Source organism: Collinsella tanakaei YIT 12063 (assembly GCF_000225705.1).
Taxonomy (GTDB): Bacteria; Actinomycetota; Coriobacteriia; order Coriobacteriales; family Coriobacteriaceae; genus Collinsella; species Collinsella tanakaei.
Window position 1 is genome coordinate 265,146 of record NZ_JH126467.1, and the last position, 13,660, is coordinate 278,805.

15 protein-coding genes are annotated in these 13,660 nt (G+C 57.7%); 13 read left to right on the forward strand and 2 right to left on the reverse strand.

Going from position 1 to position 13,660, the window contains the following annotated elements:
• Together HMPREF9452_RS12100 and rpmB are read right to left on the reverse strand one after the other, a co-directional pair.
• The coding region (locus tag HMPREF9452_RS12100; RefSeq protein WP_009140282.1) for a hypothetical protein at positions 1–198 on the reverse strand (198 nt) is incomplete at its 3' end.
• Between the two features lie 391 nt (positions 199–589).
• Complete coding sequence (rpmB, locus tag HMPREF9452_RS01305; RefSeq protein WP_009140283.1) at positions 590–778, reverse strand: 50S ribosomal protein L28; 189 nt, start codon at positions 776–778, stop codon at positions 590–592.
• A 527-nt stretch (positions 779–1,305) separates the two neighbouring features.
• On the opposite strand from rpmB, the gene pyrR reads away from it, so the two are divergent.
• The 13 genes from pyrR to holA all read left to right on the forward strand — a co-directional run bounded on the left by pyrR (position 1,306) and on the right by holA (position 13,559).
• The gene (gene pyrR / locus HMPREF9452_RS01310; protein WP_009140284.1) at positions 1,306–1,890 is read left to right on the forward strand and encodes a bifunctional pyr operon transcriptional regulator/uracil phosphoribosyltransferase PyrR; all 585 of its coding nucleotides are present in this window, start codon (positions 1,306–1,308) and stop codon (positions 1,888–1,890) included.
• A gap of 4 nt (positions 1,891–1,894) precedes the next feature.
• Positions 1,895–2,839, forward strand: coding sequence for an aspartate carbamoyltransferase catalytic subunit (locus HMPREF9452_RS01315; RefSeq protein WP_009140285.1), 945 nt, complete (start codon positions 1,895–1,897; stop codon positions 2,837–2,839).
• A complete protein-coding gene (locus tag HMPREF9452_RS01320) occupies positions 2,823–4,112 on the forward strand; it encodes a dihydroorotase (RefSeq protein WP_009140286.1) in 1,290 nt (429 codons plus the stop codon). Before HMPREF9452_RS01315 ends, HMPREF9452_RS01320 begins: the two co-directional genes overlap by 17 nt.
• A gap of 131 nt (positions 4,113–4,243) precedes the next feature.
• Complete coding sequence (locus HMPREF9452_RS01325; RefSeq protein WP_009140287.1) at positions 4,244–5,038, forward strand: dihydroorotate dehydrogenase electron transfer subunit; 795 nt, start codon at positions 4,244–4,246, stop codon at positions 5,036–5,038.
• The gene (locus tag HMPREF9452_RS01330; RefSeq protein ID WP_009140288.1) at positions 5,032–5,958 is read left to right on the forward strand and encodes a dihydroorotate dehydrogenase; all 927 of its coding nucleotides are present in this window, start codon (positions 5,032–5,034) and stop codon (positions 5,956–5,958) included. The genes HMPREF9452_RS01325 and HMPREF9452_RS01330 overlap by 7 nt, the downstream gene beginning before the upstream one ends.
• On the forward strand, positions 5,952–6,677 hold the full coding sequence (pyrF, locus tag HMPREF9452_RS01335) for an orotidine-5'-phosphate decarboxylase (RefSeq protein ID WP_009140289.1): 726 nt from the start codon (positions 5,952–5,954) through the stop codon (positions 6,675–6,677). The genes HMPREF9452_RS01330 and pyrF overlap by 7 nt, the downstream gene beginning before the upstream one ends.
• 193 nt (positions 6,678–6,870) lie before the next feature.
• Entirely contained in the window at positions 6,871–7,179 is a 309-nt protein-coding gene (gene mihF / locus HMPREF9452_RS01340) for an integration host factor, actinobacterial type (protein ID WP_009140290.1), read from the forward strand.
• Entirely contained in the window at positions 7,180–7,749 is a 570-nt protein-coding gene (gmk, locus tag HMPREF9452_RS01345) for a guanylate kinase (RefSeq protein WP_040362091.1), read from the forward strand.
• Positions 7,750–7,754: 5 nt separating this feature from the next.
• Complete coding sequence (locus tag HMPREF9452_RS01350) at positions 7,755–8,036, forward strand: DNA-directed RNA polymerase subunit omega (RefSeq protein WP_009140292.1); 282 nt, start codon at positions 7,755–7,757, stop codon at positions 8,034–8,036.
• A 5-nt stretch (positions 8,037–8,041) separates the two neighbouring features.
• Positions 8,042–9,310 (forward strand): tRNA uracil 4-sulfurtransferase ThiI, encoded by a 1,269-nt coding sequence (gene thiI, locus HMPREF9452_RS01355; RefSeq protein WP_009140293.1) that lies wholly within the window; start codon positions 8,042–8,044, stop codon positions 9,308–9,310.
• Positions 9,311–9,529: 219 nt separating this feature from the next.
• Positions 9,530–10,219 (forward strand): helix-hairpin-helix domain-containing protein, encoded by a 690-nt coding sequence (locus HMPREF9452_RS01360; RefSeq protein ID WP_009140294.1) that lies wholly within the window; start codon positions 9,530–9,532, stop codon positions 10,217–10,219.
• 347 nt (positions 10,220–10,566) lie between these two features.
• Positions 10,567–12,558 (forward strand): DNA internalization-related competence protein ComEC/Rec2, encoded by a 1,992-nt coding sequence (locus HMPREF9452_RS01365; protein ID WP_187116484.1) that lies wholly within the window; start codon positions 10,567–10,569, stop codon positions 12,556–12,558.
• A gap of 44 nt (positions 12,559–12,602) precedes the next feature.
• Positions 12,603–13,559 (forward strand): DNA polymerase III subunit delta, encoded by a 957-nt coding sequence (gene holA, locus HMPREF9452_RS01370; protein ID WP_009140296.1) that lies wholly within the window; start codon positions 12,603–12,605, stop codon positions 13,557–13,559.
• The last annotated feature ends 101 nt before the right edge of the window (positions 13,560–13,660 follow it).

Genomic DNA, 13,660 nt, shown 5'->3' on the forward strand with positions numbered 1-13,660 from the left:
CCCGATGTCGACGCGCCACCCCAAGAAGCCGAGGCCGGGCCACGGGGTCGCGCCGGCGGCGTCGAGGCACGCCGCGAAGTGCAACCGCCGCCTGCAGGACAGGCGCGACGCCATGTCGCAGGCGGGAAAGAGGCCCTGCGTGGCGAACTGCGCGACGGCCCGCGAGATGGCCTGCTGGGTCTGGGCGATAGCGCTCATGGTCCGGTAGCGCCCGCGGCGAGATAGGAGTCCGACCCCGGGGCGCGCCGCGCTCGAGGCCGTTGGGAGGCCATTCCAGTTCCTTTTTCTGGGCAGCGGGGGACCGCCACGCCCGCCACGAGACTGCGATGAAGCCGGAGGCCCCCAGCCGTAGCAACGAAATGCGGTTCCGACCCGCGGATATTAGAGTGCCGAACGTGCGTCGAGCAGACACGCCCTCAAGCGGCGCGTCCCCCGGGTGAAGATAGGTCGTCCCCGCCCCCCGCGGTAGCTCCCCGGGGGCGGGGACGTTTTGCCACTTGACAATGTTCAACTCATATTAAAAAAGGCTCCCTGAAATCAACAGGGAGCCTTTGCTTGCAAGCAAACGTTTGTCCAAAAAGGGGAGACCTTAGGAACGAGCCACCTTGGCGGCCTTGAGGCAGCTGGTGCACACGTTCATCTTGCGACGATGACCGTTGACAACAACGTACACGCGCTGGATGTTCGGACGGAACGTACGGTTGGTGACGCGGTGAGAGTGGCTGATGGAGCGACCAGCAACGGGGTGCTTACCGCAGATTTCGCAAACTTTGGACATTTCTTGACCCTCCTTGGGCGGCTAGATTCGGTGCCGCGTGAACAAACAGCAATGAACTATAGCACAGCATGGGCAACATGTGCGTAATCTACATATTGCACATGTTACTTTTTTCTGCACTTGATTCGAGCTTGGGCTCGGTTTCGTGGGAGTCATATTATCGCCTGCTCAAGATGCTCATGCAAGACTCATTTGCTATGGCGCCTAATAAATAATCATTCCGTGCGTATTCTCATCACATTATTAATTTGCAGGGACCGGAAGATGCCTTTGGGCACTCGTATGTGGAAAAGCAAGCGTTCTACAAGTTTCCGTATTCGTGCTCGAAACAAGGTGGAAACATGTGTATACTTACAAAAGACCTTTAAGCGCGTACGAGATACCGCAAGGATACATACCTCTTCGCAACTGTTGTTGCCCTCGAGATCACTCTTGCCGATGTCTCAACCGCGCTAGCGGTCGGGCATCTATTTTTTTGCGGTGTCTCATCAGTGCGATGGCGCCGCGAGGAGCAGGGAAGGAGATCGATGGGCACGTCTTCACCCAAGGCAGTCATCATGGACGAGACTGCTGTGCAGCGCGCGATCACGCGTATTGCGCACGAGATCATCGAGCGCAACGAGGGCTGCAACGACCTTGCCATTGTCGGCATCGTGACCAGGGGAGATATCCTGGCGCGCCAGCTCACAGAGCAGATCAACCAAATCGAAGGTGCGGAGGTTCCGCTGGGAAGCCTTGATATCAGCTTCTATCGCGACGACTTCCTTACCCATATTTCCCCCGAGGTTCACGAGACCAAGATTCCGTTCAATGTTGACGGAAAGCGCATTGTTCTGGTCGACGACGTCCTTTATACCGGCCGCACCATCCGCGCCGCCCTGGACGCCGTTATGGACCTTGGCCGCCCCAAGAGCATCGAGCTCGCCGTCCTTGTTGACCGCGGACATCGCGAGCTTCCCATCAGCCCTGATTTCGTTGGAAAGAACGTTCCCTCGTCCCGCGACGAGAACGTCCGTCTGTATTGCAAGGAAGTAGACGGCCGTACGTCCGTCGAGATCACCGAAGTCGCGCCGGGCGCCCGTGTGGGCTCCGCGCCGCTGGGAGGCGAGTAGAGCCGTGTTCAACAACCATAAGCACCTTATCGACATCTCGGAGTACTCCGATACCGAGCTCATGACGATCCTGCAGACCGCCAAGGCGTTCTCCGAGGTCAACGAGCGCGCGATCAAGAAGGTCCCCACTCTTAAGGGTAAGACTATCGTCAACATGTTCAACGAGCCTTCTACGCGCACCCGTAGCTCCTTTGAGCTTGCCGAGAAGCGCCTTTCCGCCGACACTCTTAACTTCGGCGGCTCCTCCACGTCTACCGTCAAGGGCGAGAGCCTCATCGATACCGTCATGACGCTCGATGCTTATAAGATCGACTGCATCGTTGTCCGCGATAAGCACGCCGGCGCCCCTCATATCGTTAGCCAGGCGAGCCCCGCCGTGGTCATCGACGCCGGCGACGGCAAGCACGGCCACCCCACCCAGGCACTGCTCGACCTGTACTCAATTTGGGAGCGCAAGGAGAGCTTCGATGGCCTTAAGGTTGGTATCGTTGGCGATATCGGCCATTCTCGCGTCTGCGGCTCTTTGATCCCCGCCTTGAAGATCATGGGCGCCGAGGTCACCGTCGTTGCCCCCGGAACGCTCATGCCCCCTCGTCCCGATGTCCTCGGCGCCGACCATGTAAGCTATTGTCTGGACGATGTTCTTCCCGAGCTCGACGTGGTCTACATGCTTCGTATCCAGCGCGAGCGCCTCGAGGGTGCTCCGTTCCCGAGCTTGCGCGAGTATCACCAGCTCTTTGGCCTTACGCAGAAGCGCGAGCGCCTTATGAAGCCCGACGCGATCATCTGCCACCCCGGCCCGATCAACCGCGGCGTTGAGTTCGATTCCTACATGGCCGACCATCCCGAGCGCTCGGTCATCCTCGATCAGGTCTATGCCGGCATCTGCGTCCGCATGGCCGCCCTGTATCTGCTGCTTGGAGGTGCCGATAATGGCCTTGCTTCTTAAGAATGCCCACGTTGTCGATCCCGCTGCCAACCTTGACGGCGTTCTCGACGTCCTTATCGATGGCGACCGCATCTCCGCGGTGGGTGAAGGTCTCGACTTCGATGGCGCGGAGGTTATCGACCTTACCGGTAAGTACCTAGTCCCCGGTCTCGTCGATATGCACGTGCACCTTCGCGAGCCCGGCTTTGAGCACAAGGGCGACATCGAGTCCGAGACGGCTGCTGCGGCCGCGGGCGGTTTCACCGGCGTCTGCTCCATGCCCAACACCAACCCCGTTGCCGATAACGGCACCGTTATCACCTATATCAAAGCTCGCGCCGCCGAAGCCGGCCATTGCCGCGTTTACCCTGCGGGCGCCATGAGCAAGGGTCTTAAGGGCGAGATCATCTCCGAGATGGGTGATATGGTCGCGCGCGGAGCCGTCGCCTTCACCGATGACGGCCGTGGAATCCAGGGTGCCGGCATGATGCGCCGCTGCATGGACTACGGCAAGATGTTTGACAAGGTGTTCATGAGCCATTGCCAGGACGAAGACCTTGTTGGCGAGGGCCAGGTGAACGAGGGCGTCGCCTCTACGCGCCTGGGTCTTCTCGGCTGGCCTGCGGAGGGCGAGGAGCTGCAGATCTCCCGCGATATCATGCTCGCGGAACTCACCGGCGCCAAGCTGCACATCCAGCACATCTCCACCGCACGCGGCCTCGATATGGTTCGCGCCGCTAAGGCCAAGGGTCTGCCCGTTACCTGCGAGGCCGCCCCGCACCACATGTTCCTCACCGAGGATGCCATCACCGGCGCTTACGAGACCTGCTTCAAGGTCAACCCGCCGCTGCGCACCGCTGAGGACGCGCAGGCGATTATCGAGGGCGTTTTGGACGGCAGCGTCGACGCCATCGTGACCGACCACGCTCCTCACGCGGATTGGGAGAAGGCTCGCGAGTTCGAGCTCGCCCCCTTCGGCATGATCGGTATCGAGGCTTCGCTCGCCCTTATCAACACCAATCTGGTCAAGACCGGCAAGATGGGCTATGGCAAGCTGGTCGAGCTCATGTCCATCAACCCCCGCAAGATTCTGGGTGTCGAGCCTGTGAGCATCGAGGCGGGTTCCCTTGCCGACATCACGGTCTTTGACGCCGATGTCGAGTGGACCGTTGGCGAGGACGGTTACGTCTCCCATGCGAAGAACTGCGGTTTTGCCGGCACCAAGGTGACCGGTCGCGCCACCGACGTCTTCGTGGGCGGCAAGCAGACTCTTAAGAATGGTGCTATCTGCTAGTTTTAGTTAATATAGCTTTCATGAGAGGCCGTGGTGCGCGCCCGCGCTCGCGGCCTCTTTACACTTTGTAACAAGGGCAAGGGTTTTCGAGCATGCGCTCGATTTAAATCCGCAACAGGTAAGGAGCATATATGCCTACGCCTTCACCCGCCCGCCTGCACGACTTCACGGTTGTGTCGAACGAGAAGATCGCCGATGGCGTTTTTTCTCTCGTAATCTCGGCACCTCGCCTCGCAGGCTCGCTGAAACCCGGTCAGTTTGTTAACCTTGCGGTTCCCGGCAACGCAATGTCTCTTCTGCGCATTCCGCTGAGCTTCGCCTCCGCGGATGCCGATAAGGGAACCGTTGAGATCTGGTATGCCGTGGTGGGCGAGGGGACCGAGCGTCTCTCGCAGATGCAGCCCGGTTCCACCTCTACGTTGCTCGGCCCCGGCGGTCATGGATGGACCGTTCCGGAGGGATGCAAGAAGGCTTTGCTCGTCGGTGGCGGCATCGGCGTTCCGCCGGTGCTTTGCCTGGCCCGCGACCTTGCTTCCAGCGGCATCGCCTTCGATGTCTGCGTTGGCGCCGCGAGCGCGGATTCCATGGTTGGTGTTGAGGAATTCAATGCCGCCGCCGCGGGAAAGGTTCTCGTCGCTACCGATGACGGCTCCGCCGGCTACCATGGGTTCTGCACGGATCCCGCCGCTGAGCTTCTGGCGGCTGGCGGCTATGACTACGTTGCCACGTGCGGTCCCAGCCCCATGATGAAGAAGGTCGCCGCTTCTGCAGCCGACGCCGGCGCGTTTTGCGAGGCGTCTCTCGAACGCATGATGAGCTGCGGCTTCGGCGCTTGCGCTACGTGCGCCGTCGAGACCGTCGACGGCATGAAGGGCGCCTGCATGTGCGGTCCTGTTTTTGACGCTTCAAAGGTGGTGGCATGGTGATCAAGGTGAATATGGCCGTCGATTTTGGCGGCGTCAAGATGAAGAACCCCATCAACACGGCTTCCGGCACGTTCGGTTACGGCTGGCAGTTCTCTGAGCTTATGGATGTGTCCCAACTGGGCGCCATCACCACTAAGGGTTGCGCGGCCGAGCCGTGGCCCGGCAACCCCGCTCCGCGAATGGCGGAGGTTCGCGGCGGAATGATGAACTCCGTCGGTCTTCAGAACCCCGGCGTGGCCGCATTCGCCGCTCAGTCCGGTCCTTGGCTGGACGAGCTTTCCCAAAAGGGCACTCAGGTCATCTGCCAGGTCGCAGGCCATTCCACCGAGGAGTACGTCAGCGCCCTCGAGATGTTCTGCGAGCTGTGCCCGTGGGCAGCGGGCTTTGAGATTAACGTCTCCTGCCCCAACATCGCTGCCGGCGGCATCGCTTGCGGTTCAACCCCGGAGGGTGCCGGCGACGTGATGCGCGCATGCCGCAAAGTGACCGACAAGCCGCTTTTCGTCAAGATGGCCCCCGTCCGTATTCCCGAGATCGCCCGCGCCCTTGAGGCGGAGGGTGCAGATGGCCTGTCTGTCATCAACTCCATCCCCGGCATGGCGATCGACGTCCACACGCGTCGTTCAAAGCTGAGCAAGCCTACCGGCGGACTTTCCGGCCCGCTTTGCCATCCCATCGCGGTCCGCATGGTTTGGGAGGCTGCCAATGCCGTCGATATTCCCATCAACGGTGTGGGTGGCGTCATGACGGGCGAGGACGCGGCCGAGTTCATCCTTGCAGGCGCTACGTGTGTTTCCGTTGGCATGGCTAATCTTGTTGACCCGACTGCCTCCGTTCGCATCCTTGCGGAGCTTGAGGCCTGGGCTGAGAGCCAAGGTGTTAACGATATCAACGAGCTGATTGGAGCCTTGGAATGCTAGAGTCGCTCGCTCGCGATCGGGTTATCGTCGCCATCGACTGCGGTAGGGATCGCGCTATCGAGCTTGCTGATGAGCTCAAGGGTCACGCACGGTGGCTCAAGGTGGGTATGACCCTGTACTACGCCGAGGGCCCCTCCATCGTCCGCGAATTCAAAGAGCGCGGCTTCAAGGTATTTCTCGACCTTAAGTTCTACGATATACCTCATCAGGTTCGCGGCGCCGCCCGCTCGGCGGCTTTGGCCGGCGCGGACCTCATGTCCGTGCACGGGATGGGTTCGGGTGCCATGCTTGCCGCATGCCGTGAGGGCGCCGAGGAGGCTGCGGAGGTTACGGGCTCCCGTCCCCAGCTCGTTGCCATCACGGTGCTTACGAGCATGAGCCAGGACTCGCTGACCGAGATCGGCATCGATAGCCCCATCCCCGTCGAGGCTGATCGCTTGGCGAGGCTTGCGCGTGAGAACGGCATCGATGGCGTTGTGTGCTCGCCGCAGGAGGCGGGGGCGATGAGGTCGGTGGTTGGCGAGGATGGACTCGTCGTCACGCCCGGTGTGCGCCCAGCCGGCGCCGCCCTGGGAGATCAGACGCGCGTCGCCACTCCTTCCTCGGCATTCAAAGCTGGTTCCAGCCATATCGTCGTCGGTCGTCCCATCACCGGTGCCGAAAATCCCGTCGATGCATATGAGGCGATTATCGCTGAACTTTGCGCGATGGACGATTAACGGCCCCTGCATTTTCCTGCGGAATCTTCGCGGTAGTTATATGGATTAGCAACAAAACTGCAAGTAAAGGCATGTGTATGCTTGAACTTTGGAGTTTGTTCGTCTAATCTATATGGCTGTTCAAGGTTCGATTTGCTGAATTAGCAGGTAAAACCAAGTTTTTTAGATTGTAACTACTCATTTGGAGGTACACATGGCTCTTCCTCAGCTCACCGATGAGCAGCGCAAGGCTGCCCTGGAGAAGGCTGCTGCCGCTCGTCACGCTCGCGCAGAGCTTCGCGAGAAGATCAAGAAGGGTGAGGTGACACTCGAGTCCGTCCTCAACTCCGAGGATCCCATCGCTTCCCGTATGAAGGTTTCCACCCTCATCGAGTCCCTTCCCGGCTATGGCAAGGCCAAGGCCGCTAAGATTATGGACGAGCTGGGTATCTCTGCGACCCGTCGCGTTCAGGGCCTTGGCGTTCGCCAGCGTGAGCAGCTCCTCGAGCAGCTCAACAAGTAAGTGAGCTCCATCGAGCCAAAGCTCTTTGTGATTTCTGGACCGTCGGGTGCAGGTAAGGGCACGTTGGTATCCCGCGTGAGGGAGGCCATGCCTAACCTGGGCCTGACGGTTTCGGCTACTACAAGAGCGCCCCGTGCCGGCGAGGTAGACGGCGTCAACTACCACTTCCTCTCTGAGGATGAATTTTCCCGGCGTATCGCAAACGGCGACTTTGTCGAGTGGGCCCAGGTTCACGACCATCGCTACGGAACCCTGGTTCAAGAAGTCGAGCAGAAGTTATCTAGTGGATCTTCGCTCATCCTAGAGATCGACGTTCAGGGTGCCCTAAACGTTAAAGAGCGTTTTCCGGATTCGATTCTCATCTTCATCGAGCCGCCTTCTATGGAGGTGCTTGAACAAAGGCTCGTTGGCAGGGGTTCCGAAACCGAGGAATCTCTTCGTCTTCGACTCGCCAACGCCCGTCATGAGATGAGCCTCGCAGACCGCTACGATGTTCGCTTGGTTAACGACGATCTTGACGCCGCTACCGATGAGCTTTCCAGGGTTCTGCGGGAATATGAAAGGAACTGAACCGTATGTCAGTCATTAAGCCTAAGATCGACGACCTGCTCGATAAGACCGATAACAACCGCTTTCTGCTCGCTTCCTTAGCTTCCAAGCGCGCTTGCGATATCAACAGCATGCTTCGCGAGCAGCACAGCCGCGTTCTCGCTGTTCAGGATATCGACGATATCACCATCGCTATGTCCGGCAAGGATACTATTTCGATGGCCATGGAGGAGATCGTCGATGGCAACATTTCCTTTGAGCATGATAAGTACGAGGCTGCTCTTGGTCACAAGGCTGCCGAGGAGTAGCTCTTATGGCCAGCCGTGTGTGTCTCGTTCATTATCATGAGATCGGGCTTAAAGGCAACAATAGAGCGCGTTTCGAACGCATCCTTATGGATAACATCAAGGCGGCTTTGGCCGCCTTTTCCGTTGCCACAATTACCCGCATCTCCGGTCACATTCTAGTGACGTTCTCGGTCTCCGGCGAGGCCGAGCGTGCATTCCCGCTCATTGCCAAAGTTCCCGGGGTCGCTCGCGTCTCTCTTGCGTTTCATACAAACAGAGAGCCGGGAGAATATTGCGCTGCGGCCATTAAGGCGTTGGAAGAGTTTGGCGAATTCAACTCCTTTAAAGTTGTTGCCAGGCGTTCCAACACCGATTATGAACTGACTTCCATGGATCTCAACAAACAGGTTGGCGAGGTCCTGTGCAACGCGTTTCCCGACAAAAAGGTCCTTATGAAGGGTTGCGACGCGCAGGTGCATGTTCTTGTCGTTCAGGGCAGTGTCTATGTGTACGCGCGCTCCGAGCGCGGTGTTGGCGGCCTGCCGCAGGGGAGTGCCGGCAAGGTCGTTACCTTGCTATCTTCGGGTATCGATTCTCCCGTTGCGACGTGGCTGCTTGCACGTCGAGGCGCCGTGCCTGTTCCCGTCCACTTCTCAGGTCGTCCTCAAACGGCGGATACCAGCGAGTATCTTTGCCAGGACATCATCCAGGCGTTGGCGCCGTGCGTTCAAGTGGGACGTCTATATGTCATCCCCTTTGGTGATTGCCAGCGTGAAATCTCCATCGCGTGCCCCAGTGATCTTAGGGTCATCATGTATCGTCGCGTCATGTACGCCGTTGCGGAGCGAATCGCGCAGCTCGAGGGCGCCAAGGCGCTTGTAACCGGTGAGTCCCTGGGTCAGGTTGCCTCACAGACGCTTGAGAATATCATGGCGGTTAACGAAGTCGTTGATATTCCAGTCTTCAGACCGCTTATCGGTTCCGATAAGCAAGAGATTATCGCTCGCGCCGAGCAAATCGGCACCTATGACATTTCGACCCAGACCGCTCCGGATTGCTGCACGTTGTTCATGCCTCGTCGTCCCGAGACTCATGCGAAGCTCGATGAGGTTCATGCGGCATGGGAGATGTTCGATCACGAAGCCATGATTCAGCAGCTTGTTGATGCTGCCGAGTACATCGATTTCAGCGCTCCCACGTATAAGCCGCCGCGTTGTATGCGCGAGCGCCATGACGAGCTTGAGATTCGTTATCAGCGGAAGAGCGCTGAAGGTAAGCTCCGCAGCCTCTTTTGATATCCTTTATAACGTATAACAATCTCAGTTTATGCAAACATATTGATATCTATTGAGCCGGTTTCCTGCTGTGGGAGATCGGCTCATTTCATTTGCACCCTGCTACCTGCCCAATCTAAATTAGGACGATATTTTTGGAAGACGGCCTTTCACTTCTTCATTTTGTCGAACACCTGGCAGCATCCTCTTTAGACAATTAGATATGGGGAGTGATGAGGTATGCAAGAACACGATGACATTACGCCGGCGGCATGGAGGCTGGCATCCCTTTTGCGGTCGCATCCTTGGAGGGTCATTGCCGTAATCGCTTCGGTCATGCTGATTTTGGGGACAGCTCTTGCCGGAATCGTCAACGCGAATACGAGCAGCAGCGACATCGTCGTTTCAACTGATGATGCCAATCAGGACGAGGGTACATCTCGCAAGGGTGGCGACGGCGATTCCCGCGCATACGAGGACGATGTCGAAAATGGGAAGGCAATTGCTGTGACAGTCGATGTCGATGGTGCGGTTGTGAATCCCAATGTTATCGAGCTGCCAGAAGGATCGCGTGTCCAAGACGCTATAGAAGCATGCGGCGGGCTTGCTGCCGACGCTGACGTGAGCGGCATAAACAGAGCCTCCATTCTTCAAGACGGGCAAAAGGTCTACGTTCCCAAGGTGGGCGAAGCGCCGCAGACGTCCGGATCCGCAACGGGTACGGCCGCAACGGGAGGAACGCTCGTCAACATCAATACCGCTACGGTTGAAGACCTGGACGGGCTTCCGGGTGTAGGCGATGCGACGGCGCAAGCTATCGTAGACGATAGGGAGGCAAATGGTGCGTTCGCCTCGATTGAGGACCTTATGCGCGTGTCTGGGATAGGGGAGAAGAAGTTTGAGAAGCTTCGTGACCTTATATGCGTCTAGGGGGCGACGTTCAAGAGCGTTCTGTCGTCGCCTCCGGGGCGGGCGCTGAAGACGCCAAGCCCATTCGACCATTGCTGCCTGATTTCTGGTGCGCAGCTGTCGCTCTCCTGGCAACATGCTTGCCACTCACCCAGGTAGGCTGGCTTGCCCAGATAGATGTTATTCCCAAGGGGCTGCCGATCGTCCTCATGGTTGTCATCGCAGTCCTTGGTTTTGCTCTTTGCATTGCAGGGCGCCATGCATCCATGCGAGCCAGGAGACTGCTATATCGGACCTCGGTAGGCATTCTTGTCGCCGTTTTGTGCTGCTTTGTGTCGAGTGCGCGATTCATTGCGGCTTCGTTCAGGGTGGCTAACGTCACCGTTTCATCTTGTCGCCTCGATCCCGTTGAGGACCCAAAGATCGGCGCTTCATCGATATCCACCATCTGTAACGTGCGCCGTGTTGATGGCGCCGTTTTGGGGAAGGTCCTTGTTCAAACCGATGACGTTCTCGATCCCGGCAGGCTCTATCAAGTTGCAGGCTCTCTCGAGCCTTTGGACGATAGCTCATGGCATCGATATCTTTATATGAAGGGATGCGTCGCGATCGTTACCACGCATGCCGTTATCTCCAGTTCACCTAAACCCGCTAACCCTGTTCGCATGGTAAGGACATGGCTGCTGGATGCGATATCACCGTCATCAAGTCCCTCAAGAGCGCTTATCGCGGGCGTGATCTGCGGTAGAACCACCGAGCTTTCTCAAACTCAAGCGCAGACGGCGTTCAGCCTTACCGGACTCACCCATCTTGTCGCCGTTTCCGGTAGCCATCTGGCGTATATAGCGATGTTGATTGAATCTTTGCTGCTCGCGCTGGGGTGCCCGGTGCGGACCCGTTCGGTAGTCGTGGCCTGCATCATGGGAGCTTACGTTGTATTTACCGGTTGTGCGGCATCTGCGATGCGCAGCTTCCTCATGGTTGGATGCAGCTCTTTGACGCTCGCGGTGCGTAGGCGACCCCATGCCCTGTCCGGTCTGGCCCTGTCGTGTATGCTTCTGTGCGCCTTCAATCCAAAATCGGCTTGGGATCTGGGGTTTCAGCTATCCGTAGCGAGTGTATTGTTCCTTAACCTGTTTTGCACGTATGTAGCCTGGACTATAGAGCGCGCAGGCGCGCCAAGGATGGTTTCCCAGCAGCTTTCCATGACGCTTACCGCGCAATGGGCCACCCTACCGTTAACGGTTCCTGTATTTGGTTCCATCTCAATAGTATCCCTTGCAGCGAACCTGGTGGTTGGTCCGTTGATGACGGCGTTGCTCGCCGCGGGACTGGTTCTAGTCCCCATTTCCGCCCTCGCGCCCCTTCGTGCCGTCGCTATGATTCCATTGGATGGACTCGCGAACGCCTCGATATTCTTCGCAGATGCGCTCTCTAAGATACCCTTTGCAACCATTATGGCAGACGGTGCCGCCCCATACCTTCCGCTGCTATATCTTGTCGCCCTTGCGGTATACGCGCTATGGCCGGTTATTCCTAGGCTGGGGACTGTGATCGCCTTCATGCTTGCCGGCGTTGCCTTTACCTGCCACGTTATCTTCTGGTCATATTTTGTGCCTCCTTCCATCACGGTTATGGATGTGGGTCAGGGCGACTCTATCATCATCAGAGAGGGCTCTTCATCGCTCTTGGTCGATGCGGGGGTGGACGAGGCCGCGCTCGAGGCGCTCGTCCGAAACAACGTGGTCGCGCTCGACGGGGTGGTTATAACGCATTGGGATAAAGATCATTGGGGCGGTTTGCCGGCTATATTGCAGCGTATTCCCGTTAGGCGGCTCTTTGTCGCAAAGGGAGCGGTTGACGCCATGCCAAAGGACATCGATGCGTCTTCATTCGAAGATATCGTTGAATTGGGGTTGGGAGACTCTATAGCAATTGGCAGTTTTACCTGTGATGTCGTATGGCCCCAAGAAGACGTTTCGGGAGAGGAGAATGGAGATTCCACGTGTCTGGTTGTCACTTACGACCACGGGGGGAGAAGCCTTCGCTGTCTGCTCACGGGAGATACCGAGCTCGATCAAGAGCGCGCCTATCAACGTGACGTTGGGAACATCGACGTTCTTAAGCTTGGCCATCACGGGTCGGGATTATCGGTTGACGGCGATCTTCTCAAGGCGATAGATCCAGAGGTTTCGATTGCAAGCGCGGGGAGGGGAAACTCATACGGGCATCCCTCTCAGGAATGCGTTGACTGCGTGCGCGGCTACGGCTCGCAGTTCTATTGCACCATAGACTATGGGGACGTCTGCATCGAGCCATTGCAAGGTGCTGTTAAGATAAGATGCTCTAGAAACCTTTGAGCGCGCGTCGTCGCGCCTCGTTCAAGTTAGTGGAAGGGGCCATTATGTCGAGTACAGAGTTGCTTCCCGGCTATCTGGTTGTCGGCGCCGATGAATTCAAGCGTTCTAAAGTGGTTGCGAAGATGAAAGCGCGCTTGGATGCCACCGGCATGGCTGATTTCAATTTGGACGAGCGCGATATGACGAAGGATCCGCAAATCGACGACATAATCGCCTCGCTCAATACGCTTCCCATGGGTTCGGATTTTCGTTTGGTCATCCTCGAGGGCTGCGACAGGCTTAACAAGGCCGTCAGCGAGCCGCTTGTAGCGTATTTTGATAACCCGTCTCCTTCTACCGTCTGTTTGGTGGTTGCGGAGAAACTTGCAAAAAGCACTCGTCTCCATAAAGCGATTAGCAAGTTTGGCGCTAAGGCGGTTATCGATTGCGCTCCTAAAAAGGCTTGGGAAATGCCCAAGCAGGTTGTTGTGATGGCGAAAGCCCATGGAGCCACCATTACGCTGCGCGCTGCCGAGGAGCTGGTTAGCAGGGCCGGTGAGAATTCACGCATGCTCGATAACGAGTTGAAAAAGCTCGTCGAAATGGTTGGTACCTCTATCGATCTTCCGGACATCGAGCGTCACATCGCGAGAACGGCCGAGGCGAAACCATGGGATCTGTTGAATGCCATGTCCGCCCGAAATATGGAGAAGACGTTGCAGCTTCTGGCTTTGCAGCCCGATAAGAGCGAAGTGAGGCTCTATATGCTTCTCGTGGGTCGTCTGCGTGAGCTCATTATGGCCAAGGCGCTTGATCGTCGTGGTCAGGGCAGGGAGCTGGCGGCCAAGCTCGGCGTCCAGTCTTGGCAGGTAAAAAATCATCTCAACTGGGCCCGCAACTACTCTATGGAAGAGCTGCTTCGCGCTCTTGCGCGCGTGGAAGATCTCGAGCTTGCCCTTAAGGGGTCCCGTGATTCCGCTCTCGCGCTTCGCCTTTGGCTGGTCGATTTCATCGAACGTTAGCGCGCCGTCGCCATTTGTGTTCATTTTCCGTGCGCTCTTCGTGTATCGAGGGGCTCATTTGGTCTTGCCCATTTATTACGATGCGCTTTTCCAGTGCCGAT